The sequence below is a fragment of the Cyanobium sp. Cruz CV13-4-11 genome, from assembly GCF_024346055.1.
Lineage (GTDB): Bacteria > Cyanobacteriota > Cyanobacteriia > PCC-6307 > Cyanobiaceae > Cyanobium.
Map to the genome: position 1 here is coordinate 1 of NZ_JAGQCH010000030.1, position 23106 is coordinate 23106.

The 23106-nt window shown below is 67.1% G+C and carries 33 protein-coding genes and 1 pseudogene; 15 read left to right on the top strand and 19 right to left on the bottom strand.

All coding sequences use genetic code 11. The annotated features are described in order from the left end of the window. Positions 1 to 198: 198 nt before the first annotated feature. On the bottom strand, positions 199 to 489 hold the full coding sequence (locus KBZ12_RS16510) for a hypothetical protein (protein ID WP_254959110.1): 291 nt from the start codon (positions 487 to 489) through the stop codon (positions 199 to 201). Between the two features lie 264 nt (positions 490 to 753). On the opposite strand from KBZ12_RS16510, the gene KBZ12_RS16515 reads away from it, so the two are divergent. Then, positions 754 to 1032, top strand: a complete 279-nt coding sequence (locus KBZ12_RS16515) for a DUF1778 domain-containing protein (RefSeq protein ID WP_254959111.1) — start codon at positions 754 to 756, stop codon at positions 1030 to 1032. Between the two features lie 147 nt (positions 1033 to 1179). Further along, on the top strand, positions 1180 to 1506 hold the full coding sequence (locus tag KBZ12_RS16520; protein ID WP_254959112.1) for a hypothetical protein: 327 nt from the start codon (positions 1180 to 1182) through the stop codon (positions 1504 to 1506). Positions 1507 to 1878: 372 nt separating this feature from the next. On the opposite strand, the gene KBZ12_RS16525 is transcribed toward KBZ12_RS16520, so the two are convergent. Together KBZ12_RS16525 and KBZ12_RS16530 are read right to left on the bottom strand one after the other, a co-directional pair. Further along, complete coding sequence (locus KBZ12_RS16525) at positions 1879 to 2133, bottom strand: ParD-like family protein (RefSeq protein WP_254959113.1); 255 nt, start codon at positions 2131 to 2133, stop codon at positions 1879 to 1881. Positions 2134 to 2141: 8 nt separating this feature from the next. Next, entirely contained in the window at positions 2142 to 2285 is a 144-nt protein-coding gene (locus KBZ12_RS16530; RefSeq protein ID WP_254959114.1) for a hypothetical protein, read from the bottom strand. 241 nt (positions 2286 to 2526) lie between these two features. Between KBZ12_RS16530 and KBZ12_RS16535 the strand changes: the two genes are divergently transcribed. Then, positions 2527 to 3156, top strand: coding sequence for a Uma2 family endonuclease (locus KBZ12_RS16535; RefSeq protein WP_254959115.1), 630 nt, complete (start codon positions 2527 to 2529; stop codon positions 3154 to 3156). 46 nt (positions 3157 to 3202) lie between these two features. On the opposite strand, the gene KBZ12_RS16540 is transcribed toward KBZ12_RS16535, so the two are convergent. The 4 genes from KBZ12_RS16540 to KBZ12_RS16555 form a co-directional block, all read right to left on the bottom strand. Then, on the bottom strand, positions 3203 to 3784 hold the full coding sequence (locus KBZ12_RS16540; RefSeq protein ID WP_254959116.1) for a zeta toxin family protein: 582 nt from the start codon (positions 3782 to 3784) through the stop codon (positions 3203 to 3205). Next, positions 3781 to 4212: a ParD-like family protein gene (locus KBZ12_RS16545; protein WP_254959117.1), complete on the bottom strand. Its 432-nt coding sequence runs from the start codon at positions 4210 to 4212 to the stop codon at positions 3781 to 3783. The genes KBZ12_RS16540 and KBZ12_RS16545 overlap by 4 nt, the downstream gene beginning before the upstream one ends. A gap of 48 nt (positions 4213 to 4260) precedes the next feature. After that, positions 4261 to 4773, bottom strand: a complete 513-nt coding sequence (locus KBZ12_RS16550) for a nucleotidyl transferase AbiEii/AbiGii toxin family protein (RefSeq protein ID WP_396101447.1) — start codon at positions 4771 to 4773, stop codon at positions 4261 to 4263. A gap of 191 nt (positions 4774 to 4964) precedes the next feature. After that, positions 4965 to 5216 carry a hypothetical protein gene (locus tag KBZ12_RS16555; protein WP_254959119.1) on the bottom strand — a complete coding sequence of 84 codons (252 nt, stop codon included), beginning with the start codon at positions 5214 to 5216 and terminating at the stop codon, positions 4965 to 4967. A gap of 73 nt (positions 5217 to 5289) precedes the next feature. Between KBZ12_RS16555 and KBZ12_RS16560 the strand changes: the two genes are divergently transcribed. Further along, entirely contained in the window at positions 5290 to 5526 is a 237-nt protein-coding gene (locus KBZ12_RS16560) for a PIN domain-containing protein (protein ID WP_254959120.1), read from the top strand. Positions 5527 to 5937: 411 nt separating this feature from the next. Here the strand turns inward: KBZ12_RS16560 and KBZ12_RS16565 are convergent, their stop codons facing one another. Genes KBZ12_RS16565 through KBZ12_RS16585 form a run of 5 tightly spaced genes read right to left on the bottom strand, consistent with a single transcriptional unit; the run spans position 5938 to position 8094 of the window. Then, complete coding sequence (locus tag KBZ12_RS16565) at positions 5938 to 6072, bottom strand: hypothetical protein (protein WP_254959121.1); 135 nt, start codon at positions 6070 to 6072, stop codon at positions 5938 to 5940. 11 nt (positions 6073 to 6083) lie between these two features. Next, a complete protein-coding gene (locus KBZ12_RS16570; protein WP_254959122.1) occupies positions 6084 to 6662 on the bottom strand; it encodes a PilW family protein in 579 nt (192 codons plus the stop codon). 31 nt (positions 6663 to 6693) lie between these two features. Beyond that, the gene (locus KBZ12_RS16575; protein WP_254959123.1) at positions 6694 to 7194 is read right to left on the bottom strand and encodes a GspH/FimT family protein; all 501 of its coding nucleotides are present in this window, start codon (positions 7192 to 7194) and stop codon (positions 6694 to 6696) included. Next, positions 7181 to 7585 (bottom strand): hypothetical protein, encoded by a 405-nt coding sequence (locus KBZ12_RS16580; protein ID WP_254959124.1) that lies wholly within the window; start codon positions 7583 to 7585, stop codon positions 7181 to 7183. The genes KBZ12_RS16575 and KBZ12_RS16580 overlap by 14 nt, the downstream gene beginning before the upstream one ends. Beyond that, positions 7582 to 8094, bottom strand: a complete 513-nt coding sequence (locus KBZ12_RS16585; RefSeq protein WP_254959126.1) for a hypothetical protein — start codon at positions 8092 to 8094, stop codon at positions 7582 to 7584. Before KBZ12_RS16585 ends, KBZ12_RS16580 begins: the two co-directional genes overlap by 4 nt. A 92-nt stretch (positions 8095 to 8186) precedes the next feature. Between KBZ12_RS16585 and KBZ12_RS16590 the strand changes: the two genes are divergently transcribed. Both KBZ12_RS16590 and KBZ12_RS16595 read left to right on the top strand, forming a co-directional pair. Continuing rightward, entirely contained in the window at positions 8187 to 8411 is a 225-nt protein-coding gene (locus KBZ12_RS16590) for an AbrB/MazE/SpoVT family DNA-binding domain-containing protein (RefSeq protein WP_254959128.1), read from the top strand. After that, positions 8408 to 8830: a putative toxin-antitoxin system toxin component, PIN family gene (locus tag KBZ12_RS16595; protein WP_254959129.1), complete on the top strand. Its 423-nt coding sequence runs from the start codon at positions 8408 to 8410 to the stop codon at positions 8828 to 8830. The genes KBZ12_RS16590 and KBZ12_RS16595 overlap by 4 nt, the downstream gene beginning before the upstream one ends. Before the next feature lie 71 nt (positions 8831 to 8901). Here KBZ12_RS16595 and KBZ12_RS16600 read toward each other — a convergent pair whose 3' ends face one another. Then, the gene (locus KBZ12_RS16600) at positions 8902 to 9135 is read right to left on the bottom strand and encodes a hypothetical protein (RefSeq protein ID WP_254959130.1); all 234 of its coding nucleotides are present in this window, start codon (positions 9133 to 9135) and stop codon (positions 8902 to 8904) included. A gap of 297 nt (positions 9136 to 9432) precedes the next feature. Here KBZ12_RS16600 and KBZ12_RS16605 point away from each other — a divergent pair, with 297 nt between their 5' ends. Then, entirely contained in the window at positions 9433 to 10035 is a 603-nt protein-coding gene (locus KBZ12_RS16605) for a hypothetical protein (RefSeq protein WP_254959132.1), read from the top strand. Between the two features lie 126 nt (positions 10036 to 10161). Here KBZ12_RS16605 and lepA read toward each other — a convergent pair whose 3' ends face one another. Both lepA and KBZ12_RS16615 read right to left on the bottom strand, forming a co-directional pair. Then, the gene (gene lepA, locus KBZ12_RS16610) at positions 10162 to 11970 is read right to left on the bottom strand and encodes a translation elongation factor 4 (RefSeq protein WP_254959135.1); all 1809 of its coding nucleotides are present in this window, start codon (positions 11968 to 11970) and stop codon (positions 10162 to 10164) included. A gap of 43 nt (positions 11971 to 12013) precedes the next feature. Further along, a complete protein-coding gene (locus tag KBZ12_RS16615; protein ID WP_254959136.1) occupies positions 12014 to 13519 on the bottom strand; it encodes a methyltransferase in 1506 nt (501 codons plus the stop codon). 564 nt (positions 13520 to 14083) lie between these two features. Here KBZ12_RS16615 and KBZ12_RS16620 point away from each other — a divergent pair. Continuing rightward, on the top strand, positions 14084 to 14356 hold the full coding sequence (locus KBZ12_RS16620) for a NifU family protein (RefSeq protein WP_254959137.1): 273 nt from the start codon (positions 14084 to 14086) through the stop codon (positions 14354 to 14356). An 8-nt stretch (positions 14357 to 14364) separates the two neighbouring features. Here the strand turns inward: KBZ12_RS16620 and KBZ12_RS16625 are convergent. Further along, positions 14365 to 14730, bottom strand: a pseudogene (locus KBZ12_RS16625) (type II toxin-antitoxin system VapC family toxin); the annotation flags it as partial. 36 nt (positions 14731 to 14766) lie between these two features. Further along, positions 14767 to 15018 carry a type II toxin-antitoxin system Phd/YefM family antitoxin gene (locus tag KBZ12_RS16630; protein WP_254959138.1) on the bottom strand — a complete coding sequence of 84 codons (252 nt, stop codon included), beginning with the start codon at positions 15016 to 15018 and terminating at the stop codon, positions 14767 to 14769. A 134-nt stretch (positions 15019 to 15152) separates the two neighbouring features. On the opposite strand from KBZ12_RS16630, the gene serS reads away from it, so the two are divergent. Next, the gene (gene serS / locus KBZ12_RS16635) at positions 15153 to 16439 is read left to right on the top strand and encodes a serine--tRNA ligase (RefSeq protein WP_254959155.1); all 1287 of its coding nucleotides are present in this window, start codon (positions 15153 to 15155) and stop codon (positions 16437 to 16439) included. 240 nt (positions 16440 to 16679) lie between these two features. Here the strand turns inward: serS and KBZ12_RS16640 are convergent, their stop codons facing one another. Beyond that, entirely contained in the window at positions 16680 to 17078 is a 399-nt protein-coding gene (locus KBZ12_RS16640; RefSeq protein WP_254959139.1) for a PilZ domain-containing protein, read from the bottom strand. Between the two features lie 126 nt (positions 17079 to 17204). On the opposite strand from KBZ12_RS16640, the gene rseP reads away from it, so the two are divergent. From rseP to KBZ12_RS16670, 6 genes are read left to right on the top strand one after another with little or no spacing between them, the layout of a single operon-like run. Further along, entirely contained in the window at positions 17205 to 18293 is a 1089-nt protein-coding gene (gene rseP / locus KBZ12_RS16645; RefSeq protein ID WP_254959156.1) for an RIP metalloprotease RseP, read from the top strand. A 1-nt stretch (position 18294) separates the two neighbouring features. Then, entirely contained in the window at positions 18295 to 18981 is a 687-nt protein-coding gene (gene nth / locus KBZ12_RS16650; protein ID WP_254959140.1) for an endonuclease III, read from the top strand. A gap of 22 nt (positions 18982 to 19003) precedes the next feature. Then, positions 19004 to 19306 carry a 30S ribosomal protein S14 gene (rpsN, locus tag KBZ12_RS16655; protein WP_216905428.1) on the top strand — a complete coding sequence of 101 codons (303 nt, stop codon included), beginning with the start codon at positions 19004 to 19006 and terminating at the stop codon, positions 19304 to 19306. A gap of 59 nt (positions 19307 to 19365) precedes the next feature. Then, positions 19366 to 21495 (top strand): polyribonucleotide nucleotidyltransferase, encoded by a 2130-nt coding sequence (locus KBZ12_RS16660; protein WP_254959141.1) that lies wholly within the window; start codon positions 19366 to 19368, stop codon positions 21493 to 21495. A gap of 59 nt (positions 21496 to 21554) precedes the next feature. Beyond that, positions 21555 to 21797, top strand: a complete 243-nt coding sequence (locus KBZ12_RS16665; protein ID WP_254959142.1) for a type II toxin-antitoxin system Phd/YefM family antitoxin — start codon at positions 21555 to 21557, stop codon at positions 21795 to 21797. Beyond that, positions 21791 to 22144: a type II toxin-antitoxin system VapC family toxin gene (locus KBZ12_RS16670; protein ID WP_254959143.1), complete on the top strand. Its 354-nt coding sequence runs from the start codon at positions 21791 to 21793 to the stop codon at positions 22142 to 22144. The genes KBZ12_RS16665 and KBZ12_RS16670 overlap by 7 nt, the downstream gene beginning before the upstream one ends. Positions 22145 to 22160: 16 nt before the next feature. Here the strand turns inward: KBZ12_RS16670 and KBZ12_RS16675 are convergent, their stop codons facing one another. Beyond that, a complete protein-coding gene (locus KBZ12_RS16675; protein ID WP_254959144.1) occupies positions 22161 to 23096 on the bottom strand; it encodes a 3'(2'),5'-bisphosphate nucleotidase CysQ in 936 nt (311 codons plus the stop codon). Positions 23097 to 23106 lie beyond the last annotated feature (10 nt).

The following is a 23106-nucleotide window of genomic DNA, read 5'->3' on the forward strand; positions in this document are numbered from 1 at the left end:
CCTTGATCCGCAACGACAGAGGGGCGGGCATCGCAGGGCTCCAGACCGGAATCGGAACCCTGTTGTCGCGTCTTGAGACCCGCCTATGTAGTTGCGCGGACCCGCCTACCTAATCGTCGCCGAACAGCCGGGAGCGGGTGCGGATCCTGCCGCTCAGCCGACTGGGCTGAAGCCGTGCCGCATCGGCGAAGGCCCCGCTCAGCCCCCCGCCCCCATCGGCACGATCGTCTCAATCCGCTGGGTGCCGCCGCCTGAGGGCTCGAACTCCTGCCGCAGCAGGCCGTCCGGCTCCAGGGCGGCCTCCAGCCCCGGGTCGGTGAGGCCATCGAGCAGTACCCGGTTCTGGGCCGCTCCCGCACTCGGTTCGCCGTGCAGCCCGAAGGCCGGGCCGCAGCGCATCAGCAGCCGGCCCCGCCAGATGGCGCTGGGGGCGCCGCCCACGGTGTAGGTGATCGGACAGGCCGGGGTCTGCAGCTGCAACACTTCCACCAGCGGTGCGCCGGGAGCTGCGCAGCCCAGCCGCTGAGAGCCCCCAACCGCATGAGGGTGGTGATCACGGCGGCAGCGAAAGCTGATCTGCTCGCCATTCGCCGCTACATCGAAGCCGACAACCCCACCCGTGTCATCTCGTCGATCGCATAGGCCGACAGGACGCGAACAGGCACGCCGTTGTCCCGCGCTGGCTGACAACCAGCTGCATCGGTCTTGACTTGTACGGCAGTTTGCCGTAAGTGATCTACAAAGAGAGTCGTTATGGCCGCAGAGCGAACCTCACGTCTTGAAGCGCGCCTACCGGCAAGTATCTATGCCACGCTGAAGCGGGCGGCGGAGCTGCAAGGGCGGAGCCTCACGGATTTCGTCGTCAGTGCCGCCCATGACGCTGCACAGCGCGCCATTGAGGAGCAAGCCATCCTCCGCTTATCCGCTGAGGATCAACGGCGTTTTGCCGAAGCCCTGATCCATCCACCGGTTCCGGACGCTGCCCTGAAGCACGCCAAGCGCCTGCATCTGGAGAATGTTGAGGTTCGGTGACGCGCTTCATTTCAGAAGCCCTCGCCAAGCACGAACGGGCCGCATTCCTCAGCGGCAATGACCGTATTGACCGCTACTTCCACGAGACGGTTTCGCAGGACGTCAAGCGCAGCTACGCCGCCTGCTGTTTCGGCCCACAGCATCCCAATGAACGATGTTGCCCCGGAACTGGCCAAGAAACTGCCGCGCCATCCCAGCGTGCCCGTCGTCTTGATGGGCTGGATCGGCTGGATGGGCAGGGACTTGGCCTTCCGAGGGGCAGGGATCGGCAGCATGCTGCTTTATGACGCCATCAGTCGCGAGGCTGAAGCGTCGGTCGGGGTCTACGCGATCTGCGCCGATGCCATTGACGAGGACGCTGCCGCCTTCTACCGCGACCACCAGTTTCAACCGCTGGTGAGTCGTCCGCAGAGCCTGTTCCTGCCGATGAAGACCGCCATGGCCCTCGTCAGCGGCAATGCCGAGGCCTTCTGAAGCGGTGGCCTCTTCGCTCTCGGGGCAGGCGAGATCGTCGAGTCGCCGTTTGAGGCAGGGGGGTCCGGGGCAGAAGTGGCAGGTGATGGCCCTGCGTGGTTTTCTTCAAGGGGAGAACAACTTCCAAAGGAAGACTCACCGCCTGTGAGCGCGGACAGAGCCGTCGTGGATTCCTCGGGCTGGATCGAGGTGTTCAAGTGGGTGCTGCGTGAACACACTGAGGCACAGGCCATTCAGGCGGCTGCCGTGATGCAGCCAGCGCCTGGTCGTGGATCTCGTCAGTCGACTCGCCCATGCCAGAACCCATTTTCCAGGCTGTACATTGTGTACAGCCCGGTGCCGGCTGACGGCCCATGACGCACCAGTCCCCGTTCAGGGAGACCTGCCGTGCTCAGCGCCCGAGCGACTGTTTCGGGATGCCAATCTCCTGTTCACGGCTGCCCCCAACGGCAAGGCAGCGTTTCTGATCACCTGCTCAGCGGCCACATCCAGCAGGCTGTCTGGGTCAAGCACACGGGCCACCTGGCGACCCAGGGCTGCCCAGTATTCAATCTGCTCGGCAGCACTGCGCTGGTGCCGCGCCCCGACCAGGGCGGCGCTCTCCATCAGCTCTCTCTGCAACCGCACAGGAGAAGCTACGTGGCCATCACCACACGCTGCGCCAGCTGCTGGAAGTAATCCTGAGACCAGATCGCCAAGGGTTCGGGCTGGGCGATGAAACGTTCGATATCGAGGCGGGCGTTGGCGACATCCAGGCGGGCAATCCTTTCAGCCAGCACCTCGGGCGCTAAGGCAGCGAGCCAAAGCGCCGCAAGGGGTGCTCCAGCCTGACCACGGACGATATGTCTGATGGGAAAGGCATGATCGGATTTTTACCGATGATGTTGGCGTCTCTGAACATCCTGCGAGCTCAGCTGGAGCGGGATGCAGCCAGACGCCATCACCCGCCCCATCGGCTCGGTAGCTTCGGGGGTCTGGTGGAATCCCGACTAAAATTCCCCCTCAGCTTGCGCTGGGGCCATGACGCTCGCACCTTCGGCTCCCTACCCGGATGCCTTGGCGCCCTTGCGCCTGCCGGATGATCTGCGCCTCAGCCCCGAGCAGTTCGGCGCCGTCTGCAGCGCCAACCCCGAGGCCGTGCTGGAACTCACCCCGGAAGGCCATCTCATCCACATGACACCCACAGGCGGTGAAACCGGCGCCCGCAACAGCCGTCTGTTGATGCGCCTGCTGGCCTGGGCCGACAGCGTGGGCGGTTGGCAGGTGTTCGACAGCTCCACGGGCTTCCTCCTCCCTGATGGCTCTGTGCGCAGCCCCGATGCCTCTCTGGTGGATCTGGAGCGTTGGCGGGCCCTCACCCCGGAGCAGCGCCGTGGGTTCCCGCCCCTCTGCCCTGATCTGCTGGTCGAACTCGCCAGCCCCAGCGACGAAGGTCCCCGTGGCCTCACGGCGCTGCGGCGCAAGATGGCCTCGTACCAGGCGAGTGGTGCCGAGCTGGGCTGGCTGCTGATCCCCGAGCAACAGGCTGTGGAGATCTGGAGCGGCAAGGCCAGCGGCGAGCCCTTGCGCCGTGAGGGGGCCTCCACCCTGGAGGGTGACGAGCGATTCCCCGGGCTGAGGCTGGAGTTGGCTGAGATCTGGGAGGCCTGAACGGCCGTCAACTCTGCAGGTGTCCACGACGTTGGCTGATGGCAACTCAGAAACCTGCCAGCAGAGCCACCGCCCAATCAGGCAAAGGATGGAAATGACGCTCGATCCTTCCGTGCCTCACCGTGAAGACGGGAAGGAAAGGATGGTCAGCTGAACTGTTGTCGTAGACCCTGACAACGTCGCAGAGCGACAGCGACGTTCTGACGTGATGCAGCAACCGGGGGATGCGGCTCACCACCTTGTCAGCAGGCACATCATGCCCTCCTTCGCTGACTCGCTCGCTGATGCGCGCCCAGTTCAAGGCTGGACTTTCGAGGTGAATCAACACCATGATGACCTGGTAGCCAAGGGCTTTGGCGCGGCCGACGAAGTCAACCTTGGAGGGGTGGGAATACACCGTTTCAAAACAGAAGCTCACCCCTCTGAGCAGCAGGTTGTGCCGCTGCTCTTCAGCTAGCTTGGCGGCTTGGTAACTGTGCGCCTCCGGGGCGTCGGGATAGGCGACCCGGGCGAGCACATCGGCATTCACAAATGGCACGCCAAGAGGCTGGAGATAGAGACGATAGAACGTTGATTTTCCAGCTCCATTGCCCCCCACCAGCATCCACAGCTGCCTGGGCTGGCTCAACGCTCCGAGCCGCTGCAGGGCTCGTTGTCGATCGGCTCAAAGGCCCCATCGCGAAACGTCCCGACGCGTCGTGTGCCATCGGGGCCGATCTGTTCCAGCTGACCAGGTTGGCTGATGCAGGCTTGGTAGCGGAAGGCCGCCGTACTCACGGTCTGGGCCAGGGTGCCGGACACGCGATCGGCATCCAGCGCCGCAAACACCTGCTCAGGGGCCACGATCGGTGCCGCCACAGGCTCAAGCCGAAGCCGTGTCAGTCCCGCGGCCACATCCAACAGGCTGTCTGGGTCGAGCACCCGGGCCACCTGGCGACCCAGGGCTGCCCAGTATTCAATCTGCTCGGCAGCACTGCGATGATATCGCGCCCCGACCAGGGCGGCGCTCTCCATCAGCTCTCTCTGCAACCGCACAGGAGAAGCGGCTTTCGGCATGACGACAAACCCCCACAACAGACATCACCGTGGAACGGTAGCAGAATGCTACGTGGCTATCACCACACGCCGCGTCAGCTGCTGGAAGTAATCCTGAGACCAGATCGCCAAGGGTTTGGGCTGGGCGATGAAACGTTCGATATCGAGGCGGGCGTTGGCGACATCCAGGCGGGCGATCCGTTCAGCCAGCAGGACTTGCAGTGACCTGGCTGAGAACGGCTGATCCAGAGGCCAATGGCCGCTTCGGCGCGCACGCTCGGCCAGATGATCGAGATGTAGAGGGATGCCACCACGCACGTACCACTCCAGATCGAACCAATCGCGGCCCTTGACGCGCTGCTGCCATTGACGGAAGAGAACCGCATGCATCTTGCCGGCAAACAGATCGGGCAGGCTAAAACACTTCACGGAACACGAATAGGGCTGAAGCAGCAGCTGCTCCTCGGTGCTGAATCCAAGCGGAGGATCGATATCCACCTCAAACTTGATCCTGAGGGTCATCATCCCAGTGATGGCCAGCTGAACAATCGTCGTGCTGGCCTTGAGAAAAGCGGAAAGAATCGGGCTGCGGTTGTTTTCTGCTTCTCGCTGATCTGCACCTCAATCCCCAGGCCTGAAAACTCCTCCTCCATGCCCTGGAGGTACGGCTGCAGCCATCACCTGCCGCATCGCCTGGCTGCGTTCTAGGTCGCTGTCCTGCGGTACGCGCCGCAGCATCTGTTCCACAACGCTGTTTCCCGATTTTTCCTGCATCAGCCCAGCTCCTCTTGCAGGGAAGCGATCACCTTCAGCAGTGTTCCCAGCTGGCGTCGCTTATAGCCGCTCGCCTGGCACTGGCCGATGAGACCCAGGTTGAGCTGGACGAGGCCTTCAGGATCAATCCTCAGATCCTCCAGCAACCACTGCCGCATCGCCGTCCGCGACAACACCGGAAGCTGCCGGCTGAGCACCAGTCGATCGCACAGGGCCTTGGTGGGACTGGCGATCAGAAAACTCAGACCCACCTCAGGGGGTGCTCCAGCCGTGCCCGATTCCAAACGGGGGACCTGAACCAAGACATTTCAATGTGCTGGAGCCATGACGCATGCGCCTCCGGCTCTTGACATTAAGGCGGCTGCAGTGATGCAGCGAGGTTTGGTCGCGGATCTCGATAGTCGTCTCGCGATGGCCTCAGCACAACTCAGCCACACGTTGCGACTGCCCATGGCCGACAGCATCATCCTGGCCACTGCCAGAACCCATCAGGCCAGGCTGTACACAATGGACAGCGACTTCAAGGACCTCAACGACGTGGAGCTGATGATTCGCAACTGATGATTCAGGTTCTCCTTCCACTGCTGCTGCTTACCAGCCTGGGGCTGGCTTACCTTCTGTAGGCGCGGAGAGAGCCTTCGTGGATTTCGACAGCTGACTGGCGCCCGTCCCAGAGCCCATTTTCCAACCTGTACACAATGTACAGGTTGGAAAATGAGTCAGAACCTCCTGCCCTCTGGCAATGCTCTCCTGCCTAGAGCCGGCTGAAGCTTGGAGGTCTGAACGTCGCCTGCGGACAGAAGCAGGCATCCCCCAGTCCCCATCGATTCAGGGCAGTACCTGATCGGCCAGCCGTTGCAGCCGTTGATCGGCGGTGAGCAGCAACGCCGCTTCCCGACGGGCCAGGGCTTTCACTTGTAGGTAGCGATCGGGTCATTCGTGATCAGGCGCAGCGCTCACGGTCGCCACGGATCAGGGATTCCGGCGCCTCCCCCCACTGCAGCGCGGGTCGTTGCTGCAGGCGCTGGCCCGCCGCGTCAACAGTCGATGCAGGGGATCCGGCAGGTCGCGGATCTGCAGGGAGGCCATGGCATGTTGCGGCAGCATGAGCTCCTCCCTCACCCTCCCGCCCCCAGCCGCGCCGTCGTCTCGATCCTCTGGGTTCCACTCCCTGCAGGCTCGAACTCCTGCCGAAGCTGCAGCCGCAGCAGACCGTCCGGTTCTGAGGCGGCCTCCAAACCCGGGTCGGCGAGCCCATCCAGCAGCACCCGGTTCTGGGCCGCTCCGGCGCTCGGTTCGCCGTACAACCCGAAGGCCGGACCGCAACGCATCAGCACCCGGCCCCGCCAGATGGCGCTCGGAGCGCTGCCCACCGTGTAGGTGATCGGTCCCGCCGGCGTGGTGAGCTGCAGCACCGGATCCCGGCCCCCAAGGCCGCAGGCGGCCCCAACCCCCAGGGCGAGGTCCACCCGGGTGGCCCGCAGCAGATCGCCCCGCAGCAAGGCCAGCACCCGCCGCTGCTGACCCCGCTCCCGCACCTGCCGCACCAGCCGCTCCACCTGGCGGCCATCGGCCACCAGCGCCTGCAGCACCACCCCCCACACCAGCAGCCCCAGGCAGGCCGCCACCAGCAGTTCCACCAGCGAGAAGCCCCCCGGTCCCTTGGCGGGGCGCCCGTGGGAACGCAGCAAGGCCATGGCGCAACTCCGATACAGAGAACAGGGCGGCTCAGGGCCGCGGATCCGGCAGGCAGCCGCCCGGGCCCTGCCGTCCCAGGCGGGTGATCCCGAGGGGCAGGGCCACCACCACGCAGCGCACCAGGTCGGTGCCCTCGGTGCTGAGCAGCACGGTGCCGCCGTCGATGATCAGCCCGTTGCTGGTGAAGCGCACCGCGGCCGGCAGGTTGTGGCTGAGGCTCACCGCAGGCCCGCCACCCAGGCCCTCCCCCAGATCCATCGCGGCCCCCTCGCAGGGGGGCAGGCTGCTGCCCTGGGGCTCCTGCCAGCCGTTGGCGGAGAGTGCCAGCACGCAGGGCTGGCCCAGGCGCAGGGCAGCATCCCGTCCCCGCTCCAGCCCCACCATCACCCGGCGGCTGGCCCCCTCCAGCCGGGCGGCGGCCAGGTCCCGGCTGGCGGAGCTGAGCCCCAGCTGGGCCAGCAGGCCCACCAGCACCAGCGCCAGCAGGGTCTCCGGCAGGGTGAAGCCACCGCCCGACTCAGGGGTTGCCACCGCCGCCTCCCTGCACCGTTGCGCACAGCCCCAGCACCGCCGGCGCATACAGCCGCTGCCGCGGTTCGGCCTCCCCGTCCACCACCAGCCGCAGCACCACCCCATCGCCGCTGGCCGACACCTCCAGCTGGCGCACCAGCCCCGGAGCCAGGGGTTGGGCCGCCAGCGTCTGCAGCAGCTGGGCCGCCGCCGCGGTGCAGTCACCAGCGGAGGGGGCCAGGCCGCGCAGGGAGGTTTCGGCCCGCAACAGCACCACCTCGGCCTGCTCCATCTGCTCCTGCTGGCGCTGTTCGGCCACGGCCGCCGCGGCCGCCAGAGCCCAGAGCTGCAGGGAGGATCCGGCCGAGGCGGCGAAGACCACCGATCCAGTCATCACTTCGATCAGGTTCATGGCGCCACCCCCCGCAGCCCCACCAGGCGCACGTCGGTGATCTGCGGCTGCGGCTGGGCCGGCTGCTGGGCCGGCGCCAGCTGCACCGCGAAGGCCCCTCGCCGCGCCGGCTGGCCCCCGTCGGCGGCCAGCTCCAGCAGCAGTTCGGCCGGCACCAGCTGCGGCCGCCAGTCCACCAGTCGGTAGGGGCTGCCCAGCACCTGGCCGGCCCTGAGGGAGGCGATCGTGGCGGCGGGGGCGCAGGCCAGACCCTGGAGGTCCCACTGCTCCAGCGGCAACGCCAGCAGGCAGGGATGGCTGCGCTGCAGGTCGGCGAGCAGTTGCTGGCCCGCCGAGGCCAGCCGGTCTTCGGCCCGGCGCTGCTGCTGCTCCCGGATCCCCTGCAGGCGCACCTGCAGGCTGGCGGTCTGGGCCGAGAGGCTGCCCAGCAGCAGCACCAGGGACGCCCCCATGGACAGGGGCAGGACAAATCCCTGCTCCCTGAATCGGTGGCGATGCAACGTGGGCATGGCAATGACAGCAACGTCTCCTCCAGAGTTCCCACCCGAGGACAGCAGATAAAGTAAGGAATCCTTGTTTCCGGACTCAGCCGGCTGCGTTGATGGTCCTGGCCAAGCGCACCAGCAAGAACCAGCTCACCTTGCCCAAGGCTGTGGTGGAGGCTGTCGGGGTCGCCGATTACTACGACGTGGCCACCGAAAATGGCCGCATCGTGCTCACGCCCGTCCATCCGGCTGCTGCCGCCAACGTGCGAGCCCGCCTGACGGAGCTGGGAATCACCGAAGCGGATGTGGCCGACGCCGTGGCCTGGTCGCGCCAGGAGTGACCAGCCGCGTCGTTCCCGACACGAACGTGCTGGTGTCGGCACTGCTGTTCGAGCAGGGCCGCCTGGCCTGGCTGCGCCGGAGCTGGCAGACAGCCGCCATCACTCCTGTGCTGGCCGAATCCTCCGCCCGCGAATTGATCCGGGTGCTGACTTACCCCAAGTTTCGGCTCGAGCGGCCCGACATCGATCGGCTGCTGGAGGATGTGCTGCCGTGGTGTGAAACCCACTCTGGCCCCATCAAGGCTTGTCAGCTCCAGGTTCGTGACCCGAAGGATCAGCTGTTTCTCGATCTGGCCCTGGCGGCTGGAGTGCCGGTGCTCATCAGCGGAGATGGGGATCTCCTTGCCTTGAAGAACGAACTGCAGCCGTTGCTGATCCTCACGCCGGCTGAGTTTCAGATCTGGCTTGACACCCCCTGATCAGGACATCGGCAGCGGCTGCAGCGGATCGACCGCCTGCAGATCTACGGAGTGAACCTGGCGGCTGCGTTTCACTTCCAGGGCCATGAAACTGTCGGGTCCGTACACCACAAAATCCACCTCCCGGCCCGCAGGGTCTGCTCCGGATCGATCGCTTCCCAGACCAGGGGCACCAGACCAAAGCGCAGGGCGCGGTCGAGGCTGAAATCAACCCCCAGTTCCGCCGCCAGAAAGGGGTGCATCGAGGCCGACACCAGGCGCCCGGCCAGCAGATTCCAGCTGCCGCGGCGCAGCCAGAACCACATCCAGCAGCGCCGGCACCTTCTGCACCTCATCAATCACCACCGTGGCGATGCCGGGCTCGGCGGCCACCCTCTCGCGCAACCGTTCCGGCCTGGCCTGGTGGAGGCGCTGTGATGGGCCTGGCGCAACCAGGTCGACTTGCCCGTGCCACGGGGACCGAACAGGAAAAAAGTCCCGGCCGGTTCCTGCAGAAATCGCCTGACCGCCTCCAAATCCGCCGCCCTTTTGGAGTTTGCGCCTCCAATTCTGCCGGCTTAGGGGCTGGATCGGTGCCCCTGGCCTGCGCCAGAGTTGCCTGCATGACCCACCCCAGGCCCAGGGACACCCGCGATGAGGTCGACGGCATCGTCAGCCGCCACCAGCTGGACTATTCCCTGGGCCAGCTGCGGCTCGTGGGGCTGCTGCTGCTGGTGCTGGAGCTCAGCACCCTGCTGCTGGCGGGGAGCTTCGCCAGCGTCGAGGCTCCCACCGGCCGGCTCCATAGCCTGATTGACCTCTCCCCCGCCCTGCCGCTGCTGCCCGTTGGGTTCGGCCTTTACCTCGTCGGCGGCGGCCATCGCCGCCACCGCCGGGAGCAGCCCTGGACTGGGGCCCTGCACTGGACCCTGTTGCCCCTGGGGTTGATCCTGCTGCTGCTGCTGCCGGCGGTCACGATCCATGACGCCGCCACCCTGTTCAGCCAGCGGCAGTTGGCGCCACTCTCAGCGCTGCAGCAGCACCTGCTCAACCCCGTGCACCTGGTCACCACCGTGCTGCTGCAGGGCATCACCGGCGCCGGGCTGGTCCTGATGCAGCTCCGCGGCCGGCGCCAGATGCAACGGGTGGGGCTCACCCCGAGCCTGTTCTTCCGCACCGAAGCCACCGGACCGGTGCAGCAGCATCGGCGCCGCTCGACGGATTAGGAACGGCCCGCTGGCGGTGTTGCGCGGAGGCTGTGCAGGTCTGTACATCCTGTACAGAATCCGTTTTGCCCTGCGGGAGGTCAGGGCGTGCGCTGAACGTCCCGGGACCGCAGCTTCAGAGCCAGCTCACTGATTCAGCTTCAGCACCGCCATGAAGGCCTCCTGGGGCACCTCCACCCGGCCCATGGCCTTCATCCGCTTCTTGCCCTTGGCCTGCTTCTTGAGCAGCTTTTTCTTGCGGGAGATGTCGCCGCCGTAGCACTTGGCCAGCACATCCTTGCGGATGGCGCTGATGCTTTCACTGGCGATGATGCGGCTGCCGATCGAGGCCTGGATCGGGATCTTGAACTGCTGCCTGGGAATCAGCTCCTTGAGCTTCTCCACCAGGCTCTTGCCGACGTTGTACGACTTATCGCGATGCACGATGGTGGTGAGGGGATCGGCCCGCTCGCCGTTGATCAGCACATCGAGCCGCACCAGTTCGTTGCGGCGATAGCCGATCAGGCTGTACTCCATCGAGGCGTAGCCCTTGGTGCGGCTCTTCATCTGATCGAAGAAGTCGGTCACCACCTCCGCCAGCGGCATCTCGTAGTGCAGCGTCACCCGGTCGGTGGTGATGTACTTCATGTCGATGAACTCACCGCGCCGTTCCTGGCACAGCTCCATCAGGGCGCCGTTGTAGACATTGGGGGTGTAGATCTCCAGTTTCACGTAGGGCTCTTCGATCGATTCGCGCTTCTGGGGATCGGGGAGCGTGGCGGGGTTATCCACCATCAGGGTGCTGCCGTCGACCATGTTCACCTGGTAGATCACCGAGGGGGCGGTGACGATCAGGTCGAGGTCGTATTCCCGCTCCAGCCGCTCCTGCACGATCTCCATGTGCAGCAGGCCCAGGAAGCCGCAGCGGAAACCGAAGCCCATGGCGCTGCTGGTTTCCGGCTCGAACTTCAGCGCCGCATCGGAGAGCTGCAGCTTGTCGAGGGCCTCGCGCAGGTCGGGGTATTGATCGGCATCGGTGGGGAACAGGCCGCAGAACACCATCGGCGTGGCCTCGGCGTAGCCGGGCAGCGGCTCGGCGGCTGGATTGGCCGCCAGGGTGATCGTGTCGCCGACGCGGGCATCGGCCACCGCCTTGATCGAGGCGGCCAGATAGCCCACCTCACCGGCATGGAGGCTGTCCACCTGGCGCTGGTCCGGCGCCATCACGCCCACCTCATCCAGCTCCACCACCTTGCCGCTGGCCATCAGCAGCACCTTGTCCTTGCGGGCGATCACGCCGCTGATCACCCGGAAGTAGACGATCACGCCCCGGTAGGGGTCGTAATAGGAGTCGAAGATCAGGGCCCGCAGCGGTTCATCCGCCTGGTCCGGCGGCGCCGGCACCCGATCCACCACCGCCTGCAGGATCTCGGGCACCCCCAGGCCGGTCTTGGCGGAGCAATTGATCGCCAGCGACGTATCGAGCCCGATGATCGCCTCGATCTCCGCCTTGATCCGATCGGGATCGGCCCCGGGCAGGTCGATCTTGTTGAGCACCGGAATGATCTCCAGATCGTTCTCCAGCGCCAGGTACACATTCGCCAGCGTCTGGGCTTCCACCCCCTGGCTGGCATCCACCACCAGCAGGGCCCCCTCGCAGGCCAGCAGGCTGCGGCTCACCTCGTAGGAGAAATCGACGTGACCCGGGGTGTCGATCAGGTTGAGGATGTAGGTCTGACCGTCGGCCGCCTTGTACTCCATGCGGGCGGCCTGGAGCTTGATCGTGATGCCCCGTTCCCGCTCCAGTTCCATGTTGTCCAGGAACTGGGCCTGCATGTCCCGGGCCGCAACGGTGCCGGTGTCCTGCAACAGGCGGTCGGCCAGGGTCGATTTGCCGTGGTCGATGTGGGCGATGATGCAGAAATTACGGATCCGCTGGGCGGGAACGTCGGTCATGGGCGCCCGCGGGCTTGGCGGCGAAGGGAACGAGGTGCCGATCCTAGGCAGTGTCTCCGGCTGGCCCCGGCGGCAAGCCAAGGCCGAGCCGCCGCAGCACCGGCAGGCGTTCGCGGGCGAAGGTTTCCCCGAACTGCCGCAGCTGGGCCATGGCCTGCTCCGGGTCGTTGATCGGTCGTCCCTCGGGGTCTTTCATGTTGCCGCCCGCCATCGTGATGCCCATCCACACCAGCTGCACCATGTCTTCGGGGGGCAGGTCTGCCTGGGCAACCTGCAGGAAGAAGGCCTCCAGCAGGGTGGTGGGTACGGGCTGGAGCAGCACAGGCGAGAGCAGGGCGCCGATCTCCTCACCCGCCGTGATCTGGTCGAGGCACTGTTGGTTGAAGCGGGAGATGGCGTCCCCTGAAGCCCCAGCGCCGGCGCCACTGCAGACGCCCACGCCCACCACTCCCGCACCAACCAGAACGGAAAGCCCCATCAGCCCATCCTCGAGGTCCAGCACGGCCTGATCCAGCAGACAACCGAAGCTCTCGGGCTGGGCGGTAAGGACGTTCTTCAAGGTCCCGACGAGGCTGGGATCCACCCCCAGCCGACCCAGCGCCGTGTCGAATTCGCACCTGTCCTCCTCCGCCCCTGCGCAGGAATGCAGCTGCAGGTCCGCCAGGCTCTGGCGGCGCCATGGCGTCGATGGCGGACAGGCGCCCCGGGCGAAGAGATCACGCCGGAAGGTCTGGTTGATGACCAGATCGAGCACCACCTCCCGCATCGGAGCGTCCACCGCCTCCATGACCAGGGCGCGGCGTCCGGGATCCAGCAACGCCGGGAACATCTCCGGCAGGTTGGCCGAGCCGATCGGTGTGAGGCCATGGGCCCGGCAGAGCCTGTGCATCGGACCCACGTAGAGCGGCTGATGCGCCGCCTGGTATTCCCCCACCAGATAGGCCTCCGGCAAGGGCAGCAGCTGCTCGAGCTGTGATCCGAGTCGGGGCAGCTCCGTAGCGAGGGGCCAGGGGTCGTCCGCGGGACCGGCGCAGCGCAGGAGGGTGTCCGCCGCCTTGCGGACGCCCGCCAGGGTCGTGCTGCCCCCGGTGCGCAGGGCCTCCTCCACGGTCAGCATCTGCAGGGTGCTGCGCGACAACCAGCCCGGATAGGTGTTGTAGGAGCAGTAGAACAACCCACCCGGCCGCAAGAGGGCGCCGGCCGCGGCGATGAGGGCCTCCCTCACCTCCGCCCCCACCCAGCTCGCCAGCCCGTGGGCCACCACGACGTCATAGGCCTCCGGCCAGCCTCGGCAGGGGCCCGTGCCGGGCAGCCCCGCCGCGAAGGTCGTCAGATCCGCCAGGGCGAAGTGCACGTTGCTCAGGCCCAGCGCCTCCGCCTTGGCCTGGGCGGCGGCGATGTGGGTGGGATTCAGATCCAGTCCGTAGAAGCGGGCCGCCGGATGGGCCGCCGCATTGAAGAGCAGGTTGAGGCCGTGGCCGCAGCCGAGATCGAGATAGGTGAAGCCCCGATTGAGCAGGCCGGGATCCAGCCGATGGCGACCGCCCATCAGTGTGGCCAGCACGAGCTACGACACCGAAAGCTCCCGGTGCAGGAAGGCCCCTAGGTCTTCTCGGTGGGATAGGCGGGGTTGGGGGCCATACCGGCGTTGCAGTGCAGTGCGCGCAGGATGGCTCAGGAATCGGCCGCTGCCAGCGACATGGGCCGAAGGTCAGCCTTGATCTTCCAACCAATCAAACTAAGACTTAGTTTGATTGGTTGCGTATGTCGGCGACAGAGCCTCCCTCCGCACCCCTGCAGCAGGTGGAAGCTGGACAGGACGATGTGATCCCCCGGCTGGTGCCCTGTGGTGGCAAGGCCGGGGGGATCGCCCCTCCGGGTGCCCTCGCCGGTGCGATCAGCCTGTCTGACGATTTCGACGCCCCGGTGGACGGCCTGTTGGACGCCAACCTCTTTCCTGCGGACGGAGGCCGTGGCACGTCTGCTGCTTGACACCCATCTGGTGCTTTGGTGGCTGAGCGCCGATCGCCAGCTGGCGCCCTACGGACCGACCGTGCGCCTCGTCTGAACCGGCCTCGCGCTTCCTAAGCTCTGGGCAAGCAATGGAGTACCCATGACCACCGAAACAGCCACCCCCGACGCCGGCACCGATCCCCGCGCCCTCACGATCGAGAACGTTGAGCGGGTGCTCGACGAGCTGCGTCCCTACCTGATGGCCGATGGCGGCAACGTGGAGATCGTCGAAATCGACGGACCGGTGGTGAAGGTGCGGCTGCAGGGCGCCTGCGGCTCCTGCCCCAGCAGCACCATGACCCTCAAGATGGGCATCGAGCGCAAAATGCGTGAATCGATCCCGGAAGTGAGCGAAGTGGTGCAGGTGCTCTGAAATCCTGCCTACAGCACTGTGTTGCCGATCCAGTGGTGGTCCAGGCCCAGGGCGGCGGCGGCCTGAATCAGCGCCTGGTCGGCCGTGGTGAGGATCAACTGCTCCCGGCTGGCGATGGCCAGGTGGAGGGCGTCGCCACTGCGCAGCGACAGGCCCTCCATCTCCTGCAACCACTGCCTGGCCTGCAGGAAATCGGTGCCCCGCGGTTCCAGCAATTGCAGGCGCTCGCGGCGGAAGCACTCAAATTCGGCGTGAATGGCCCCGGCACGATCGTTGCTGAGATCACCCCGGCGCACACACAGAGAGACCACGCCGGCGAATTCCACCAGCACCCAGTGGCTGACCCAGAGAGGCGCATCGCCTTGGTCGAGAAACCACTGCTCCGCCGCAGGAAAGCCGGCGTTGGGGCGTCATCCCCGATCCCGCCGCAGCTCACCGACGAGGGCAACCGCGTTCCCCGTAAAGGGGGGCTGGTTGGCATGAAACCGCCGCAGCCGCTCCGGCCATGAAAGCGCGCCATCCTCGGCCAAGGCAGGGATTTCACGCACCAGCCGGGCCACCGGTTGGCCGCGGCGGGTGATCACCACCTCATCGCCCAACTCCACCGCATCCAGCAAGGCGGAGAGCTGCGCTTTCGCCTCCGCCAGGCCGACAGAACGCATGGTCAGGTGGTCAGATGGTTTCAGAACTGTAGGGCCGATGCGGCGATCAACATCAGCCTCAGCCGCGACCTGATCCTGGATGCAAATCTGGAACCCCCGGTCCGTAGGCTGCCTCCAAGACGATGGGCCCTCCCGTGCTGGATCAGCGCCTGCTGCGCAACGACCCGACGCTGATCACCGGCCCCCTGGCCCGGCGCGGCCTGGCCACCGACCTCTCCGGCCTGCGCCAGCTGGCCCTGGAGGCCCGCGACCTGGAGCAGCAGCGCAGTGAGCTGCAGGCGGAGGGCAACCGCATCGGCAAGGAGGTGGGCGAGCGCATCCGGGCCGGCGCCGCCCCGGGCGGCGAGGAGGTGAAGGAGCTGCGGGAGCAGGGCAACCGCATCAAGCAGCAGGTGGCGGGGCTGGAGGAGCAGGAGAAGGGGATCGAGGCCCAGCTGCTCGAGCAGCTGCTGGTGCTGCCCAACCTGCCCTCGCCCCTCTGCCCCAACGGCCGCAGCGAGGCCGACAACGTGGAGGTGAAGCGCTGGGGCACGCCGCGCCTTCCCGCCACAGGCGAGGAGCTGCAGGAGCACTGGCAGATCGCCGAGCGGCTGGGCATCGTCGACAGCGAGCGCTCGGTGCGCATCGCCCAGAGCCGCTTCGTGACCCTGCTGGGCCAGGGGGCCCGGCTGGAGCGGGCCCTGATCAGCTTCATGCTCGACCGCCACAGCCAACGGGGCTACACCGAGGTGCTGCCGCCGATCCTGGTCAACACCGCCAGCCTCACCGCTTCCGGCCAGCTGCCGAAGTTCGCCGAGGAAAGCTTCCGCTGCGCCGAGGACGACCTCTGGCTCACCCCCACCGCCGAGGTGCCGCTCACGTCCCTGCATCGCGGTGAGGTGCTGGGCGCCGAGCAGTTGCCGCTGAAGTACGCCGCCTACACCCCCTGCTTCCGCCGCGAGGCCGGCTCCTACGGCCGCGACACCCGCGGCCTGATCCGCCTGCACCAGTTCAACAAGGTGGAGCTGTACTGGTTCGTGGCCCCGGAGGACTCCGAAGCCGCCCACGAGCAGCTCACCTTGGATGCCGAGGCGATCCTCGAGGCCCTGGAGCTGCCCTACCGGCGCCTGGAGCTGTGCACGGGCGATCTGGGCTTCTCCGCCGCCCGCACCTACGACCTGGAGGTGTGGCTGGCGGGGGCCGGCACCTACCGGGAGATCTCCAGCTGCAGCACCTGCGGCGATTTCCAGGCCAGGCGGGCCTCGATCCGCTGCCGCGACGGCAAGACCACCCGCCTGCTCCACACCCTCAACGGCAGCGGCCTGGCGGTGGGCCGCACCATGGCCGCCCTGCTGGAGGCGGGCCAGCGGGCCGATGGCAGCGTCAGGATTCCGGCGGCGTTGGTGCCCTACTTCGGCTCCGAGCGGATCGGGGCTGGCTGAGGCGCAAGGGATTCCGACAGCGCAGAGCCGTTCAGGTTGCTGGCCCCCGTGGTGTAGAGCCGGCCTCTGGAAAGAATGCGCGGTCCGGCTGGTTAGCGAAGCCATTGGAAAATTGGAGCATGCAGACCTAATTGGCCTGTGAACAGCAATATCGCCAGAACGAAGGATTCAACGAAGGGGAAATCTCTGCCCCCCGCGCCCTGGAGGGAGGCAGGTTTGCCGTACAACCACCCACCCTGATCAGCCGTCTGCGAAGCCCTGTCGCGCCTTCAGGGTCTGATCAAGGTATTGATCCAGCATGGTGCCCGGCAGCAGGGGCCCCTGGGAGAAGACCACTCCCACCAGGGTGTTGTAGCTGCGGATGCTCACCCACTGCACCCGGGCCGGCAGGGAGAAGTTCTGGTTCTGCTCGTAGTTGCTGATGTCGAGGAGCAGCTCTTCGTTGGCCTCCACCTCCAGTGAGCCGCGCCGGATCACGCAGGCCCCCGTGCGGCTGATGTCACCCACCGTGACGTAGACCGTGCGCCCGGTGGACAGCCGGAGGCTGGCAGAAACCCCCGGGGGCAGGACGTGGCGCAGCGCCGTGCTCAGTTCCTGCAGCTGGGCTTCGCCTTCGCCTTCGGTCTCTTCCGGTGACATCCAGCCAGCTGATTACATCGACACGTTCATGCTATCTCCCTACCCCGGCCGTACCACCGCACCGGGGCGCCGGCACGGCGGTGGGGCGGTTCCCGCAGAATGGGACCAATGGAGCCGGACGACGGAATGGGTGTACTGACGGCTTTGGCGATCCTGGCGGGCCTGATCCTGGTGCATGAGGCCGGCCACTTCTTCGCCGCCACCTGGCAGGGCATCCGGGTCAGTGGCTTCTCGATCGGCTTCGGTCCGGCCCTGATCCAGCGGCGGCGACGCGGCGTGCTGTTCGCCCTGCGGGCCATCCCCCTGGGGGGATTCGTGTCCTTCCCCGACGACGAGGAGGACAGCACCATCCCCGCCGATGATCCCGACCTGATGCGCAACCGGCCCCTGGCCCAGCGGGCCCTGGTGATCGCCGCCGGCGTGATCGCCAACCTGCTGCTGGCCTGGAGTGTGCTGCTGGCCCAGGGGCTGGTGCTGGGCATCCCCTCCGGCTTCAGCGCCACCCCCGGCGTGTTGGTGGCCGCCGTGCAACCCGGCCAGGCGGCCGCCAGCTCCGGCCTCCAGCCCGGCGACCGCATCGTGGCCATCGATGGCACGCCCCTGGCCGGCGGCCAGGAGGCGGTGATGGCCCTGGTGGGCCGCATTAAGGACGCCCCCGGCCGCACCCTGCGCCTGCAGGCCGACCGCAACGGCACAACCGTCACCCTGCCCCTCACCCCCACCGACAACGGCGGCATCGGCCGCATCGGCGCCCAGCTGCAGCCCAACGGCAGTGAGTCCTTCCGGGCCGCCACCAGCCCCCTGGAGCCGGTCCTGCAGGCCAACCACGACTTCGTGGCCCTCACCCGCCGCACGGTGGAAGGCTTCGGCACCCTGATCACCCACTTCGGCGAAACCGCCCCCCAGGTGTCGGGCCCGGTGAAGATCGTCGAGATGGGGGCCTCCCTGGCCAGCCAGGGGGGCAGCAGCCTGTTCCTGTTCACCGCCCTGATCTCGATCAACCTGGCGGTGCTCAACGCCCTGCCCCTGCCCCTGCTCGACGGCGGCCAGTTCGCCCTGCTGCTGCTCGAGGGAGTGCGGGGCCGCCCCCTGGCCGACCGCTACCAGATGGCCTTCATGCAGTCGGGCTTCGTGTTCCTGGTGGGCCTTTCGCTGGTGCTGATCGTCAAGGACACCAGCCAGCTGCCCGCCATCCAGCAACTGCTCAGCCGCTGAGGTGCCCCGCTTCCCCAGCCCCCGCACCCGGGCGCCGCTGATCCTGGAGCGGCTCGGCGGGCTCTATCCCGACGCCACCTGCTCCCTCGACTGGCGCACCCCCTACGAGCTGCTGGTGGCCACCATGCTCTCGGCCCAGTGCACCGACGAGCGGGTCAACAAGGTGACCCCGGCCCTGTTCGAGCGCTTCCCCGATGCCGCCGCCGCCGCGGCCGTTGGCAGTGAGGCGGTGGAGCCCTACGTGCAATCCACCGGCTTTTTCCGCAACAAGGCGAAGCACATCGTGGCCGCCTCGCGCCTGCTGATGGAACGCCACGGGGGCGAGGTGCCCGCCTCGATGGAGGAGCTGCTGCCCCTGCCGGGGGTGGCCCGCAAGACCGCCAACGTGGTGCTGGCCCATGCCTTCGGCATCAACGCCGGCGTCACGGTCGACACCCACGTGAAACGGCTGGCCAACCGGCTCGGGCTCACCCGCCACGCCGACCCCAAGCGGATCGAACCCGACCTGATGAAGCTGGTGCCCAGGCCCGAATGGGAAACCCTCTCGATCCGGCTGATCTTCCACGGCCGGGCCGTCTGTGTGGCCCGCAAGCCCCGCTGCGCCGGCTGCGGCCTGGCCGATCTCTGCCCCAGCCACCCGGGCCCCGAACCGGTGCCGGCCACTCCAAGAGGTAAGGTGAAAGGCTGAAGTTTCTCCCTCCTCCGGCCGCATGGCGAAGAAGTCGATGATCGCGCGTGACGTCAAGCGCCGCAAGATCGTGGAGCGTTTCGCGACGCGCCGTGCCGCCCTCAAGGAGGCCTTTGATGCGGCCGGCGATCCGATGGAGCGCCTGGAAATCCACCGCAAGCTGCAGTCGCTGCCCCGCAACAGCGCCCCCAACCGCATCCGCAACCGCTGCTGGGCCACCGGCAAGCCCCGCGGCTACTACCGCGATTTCGGTCTCTGCCGCAACCAGCTGCGCGAGCGGGCCCACAAAGGTGAACTCCCCGGCGTGGTCAAGTCCAGCTGGTGATCAGCCCGGCAGGGCGGATGCGAGAATGGTGCGTGACAACAAAACGGACATAACGCCCAGTGCAAGGACACACTCAGTCGATCTCCTTCGATGGTCGGGAGATCCGGCTGACCAGCGGCCGATTTGCGCCCCAGGCCGGGGGCTCGGTAATGGTGGAATGCGGCGATACGTCGATCCTGGTCACCGCCACCCGCTCGAAAGGCCGGGACGGCATTGATTTCCTGCCCCTGATCTGCGATTACGAAGAGCGTCTCTACGCCGCCGGCCGCATCCCCGGCAGTTTCTTCCGTCGTGAGGCCCGCCCCCCCGAGCGAGCCATCCTCACCTGTCGCCTGATCGACCGGCCGATGCGGCCCCTGTTCCCGGGCTGGCTGCGCGACGACCTCCAGATCGTCGCCACCTGCATGTCCCTGGATGAGCGGGTCCCGCCCGATGTGCTCGCCGTCACCGGCGCCTCGATGGCCACCCTGCTGGCCAAGATCCCCTTCATGGGGCCGATGGCCGCCGTGCGCGTGGGCCTGCTGGGTGACGACTTCGTGCTCAACCCCAGCTTCCGCGAGATCGAACGCAGCGAACTGGATCTGGTGGTGGCCGGCACCCCCTCCGGCGTGGTGATGGTGGAAGCGGGCGCCAACCAGCTGCCCGAACAGGATGTGATCGAGGCGATCGATTTCGGCTACGAAGCCGTGGGCGAGCTGATCCGCGCCCAGCTGGCCCTGCTCAAGGAACTGGGCATCGAGCAGGTTCTGCCGGAAGAGCGCAGCGACGATCCCACCCTGCCCAGCTTCCTGGAGAAGGAGTGCGCCCAGGGCATCAGTGAGGTGCTCAAGCACTTCGAGCAGACCAAGGCCGAACGGGACGAGAAGCTCGACGCCATCAAGGCCGAAGTGGGCGAGAAGATCGCCGCCCTCAACGGGGAGGATCCGATCAAGGTGGCCGTGAGCAGCAACAGCAAGCTGCTGGGAAACTCCTACAAGAGCCTCACCAAGAAGCTGATGCGTCAGCAGATCGTTGTCGAAGGCAAGCGGGTGGATGGCCGCAACCTCGATGAGGTGCGCCCGATTCAGGCGGCCGTGAGCGTGCTGCCCAAGCGCGTGCACGGCTCGGGCCTGTTCCAGCGTGGGCTCACCCAGGTGCTCTCCTGCGCCACCCTCGGCACCCCGAGCGACGCCCAGGAGATGGACGATCTCAACCCCATCAGCGAGAAGACCTACCTGCACCACTACAACTTCCCTCCATACTCGGTCGGTGAGACGCGCCCCATGCGCTCCCCCGGTCGCCGTGAGATCGGCCACGGCGCCCTGGCCGAGCGGGCCCTGATCCCCGTGCTGCCCTCCAAGGAGAGCTTCCCCTACGTGCTGCGCGTGGTGTCCGAGTGCCTCAGCTCCAACGGCTCCACCTCCATGGGTTCGGTGTGCGGCAGCACCCTGGCCCTGATGGATGCCGGCGTGCCCCTGGCCGCCCCCGTCAGCGGCGCTGCCATGGGTCTGATCAAGGAAGGCGACGAGGTGCGGATCCTCACCGACATCCAGGGCATCGAGGACTTCCTCGGCGACATGGACTTCAAGGTGGCCGGCACCGAGAAAGGCATCACCGCCCTGCAGATGGACATGAAGATCAGCGGCCTGGCGGTGAAGACCGTCGCCGAAGCGATCAACCAGGCCCGCCCGGCCCGGCTGCACATCCTCGGCAAGATGCTCGAAGCCATCGACAAGCCCCGCGACGTCCTCTCCCCCCATGCCCCGCGCCTGCTCAGCTTCCGCATCGATCCGGAACTGATCGGCACGGTGATCGGCCCCGGCGGCCGCACCATCAAGGGCATCACCGAGCGCACCAACACCAAGATCGACATCGAGGACGGCGGCATCGTCACGATCGCCAGCCATGACGGCGCCGCCGCCGAGGAGGCCCAGCGCATCATCGAGGGCCTCACCCGTCGCGTCAGCGAAGGCGAAGTGTTCAACGGTTCGGTCACCCGGGTGATCCCGATCGGTGCCTTCGTGGAGATCCTGCCCGGCAAGGAGGGGATGATCCACATCTCCCAGCTGTCGGAATCGCGGGTCGAGAAGGTCGAAGACGTTGTCAACGTCGGCGATCAGGTGACGGTGCGGGTGCGGGAGATCGACAACCGCGGCCGCATCAACCTCACCCTGCGGGGCGTGGAGCAGCAGGAGCCGGTGGCGGTCTGATCACCGCGGTTCTGGCCGTGCGGCTGGGCCCTCACCCCTAAACTGGTTGGAACGGGGCGATGAAGACGGTCGGTGCCTTCGAAGCCAAGACCCACCTCTCCAGCCTGCTGGAAGAGGTGGCCGGCGGCGAGGAGATTCTGATCACGCGCCACGGCAAACCGCTGGCACGGCTGGTTCCGGTCGACTCCGGTGGGCGCGAGCGACGCCTGGAGGCCATTGAGCGTCTTCGCAACTTCGCAACGGGCCGTCGCCTCGATGGCCTCTCCATCAGGGAGTTGCGGGACGACGGCCGCCGGTGCTGAGGTTCGTCGCCGATGTGTCAGCGGTGTGCGCCTGGTGCTTCGAGGACGAGCGCACCGAGGCCTCAGAGGCGCTCCTGGGCCGATTGCCGGAGTGCGAACTCTGCGTTCCGGCGCTGTTTCTCTGGGAGCTGGGCAACGTGCTGCTGATCGCCGAACGGCGCGGCCGGATCACTGCGGCGTACGTCGTCTGGCACGACGTGCTGAGCCTGGCGGCGCAACATCGCCTCACCAGCTACGACGCCGCCTATCTGGAACTGGCGATGCGTGGAGGACTCCCCCTGGCCAGTCGCGACAACGCGCTTCTGGAGGCCGCACGGAGCTGCGGGCTGAAGCTGCTCGCCTACTGAATCAGGGGGCTGCCGCTCACACGGCAAAGTCGGGATCGATCGTCGCCATCGCGCTTGCGGCGCGGCGGCAGATCTCGGCATGGGCCGGGCCATGGCTGGCGATCAGGCAACCGGCCTGGCGCACGTCGCCGGTGTTGTAGAGCAGCGGCCGGCCATCGGCATGGTCGAAGCCGCCACCGGCGGCCCGCAGCACCGCTTCCGGGGCGGCCATGTCCCAGTCCTTCGGGGCACTGCGGCCCGAAAGCGAGATGTAGAGGTCGGCCTCCCCCCGCAGGATCGTGGCCACCTTGCCGCCGACGCTGCCGATCGCCAGGCTGCGGGCGGGCCGCAGGTCGGCCAGCAACTGCTCCAGCCGCTCATCGCGGTGGTTGCGGCTGGCCACCAGCACCAGATCCTGACTGCGGCCGCTCAGCGCCGGGGCGAAGCAGTCGCCGGCCCGGTTCTCGCGCCAGGCCTCCCCAGCCCCGGTGCCGGCACCACCGGCGCCCAGCAACCCGAACCACAGCTCCTCCGGCTCCGGCAGCAGCACCACCCCCAGCACCGGCCGCTGGCCGTGCACCAGGGCCAGATGGACGGCGTACTCGCCGGTGCCCTGCAGGAAATCCTTGGTGCCATCGAGGGGATCGAGGATCCACAGCCATTCCGCGTCCAGCGGCTGGCCCGGCACCAGCACCTCGGCGGCGGTCTCCTCGCTCAGCAGGGTCCAGCCGGCGGCCGGAAAGGCCGCCGCCAGGCCATCCAGCAGCCAGCGGTTCACCGCCAGATCCGCCGCCGACACGGGCCCCTCGCCGCCATGGTCGACGCTCAGGGCCGGCGGGAAACCATAGGGGGGCACGTCGCCGCGGGCGTAGGCCCGCAGGATGTCCGCCGCGCCCCAGGCCAGCCGGCGCAGCTCCACCAGCAGGGGCTCAAGGCCGATGCCATTGGGCAGGGCGAAGGGAGACGGCATCATGGAGACCGGA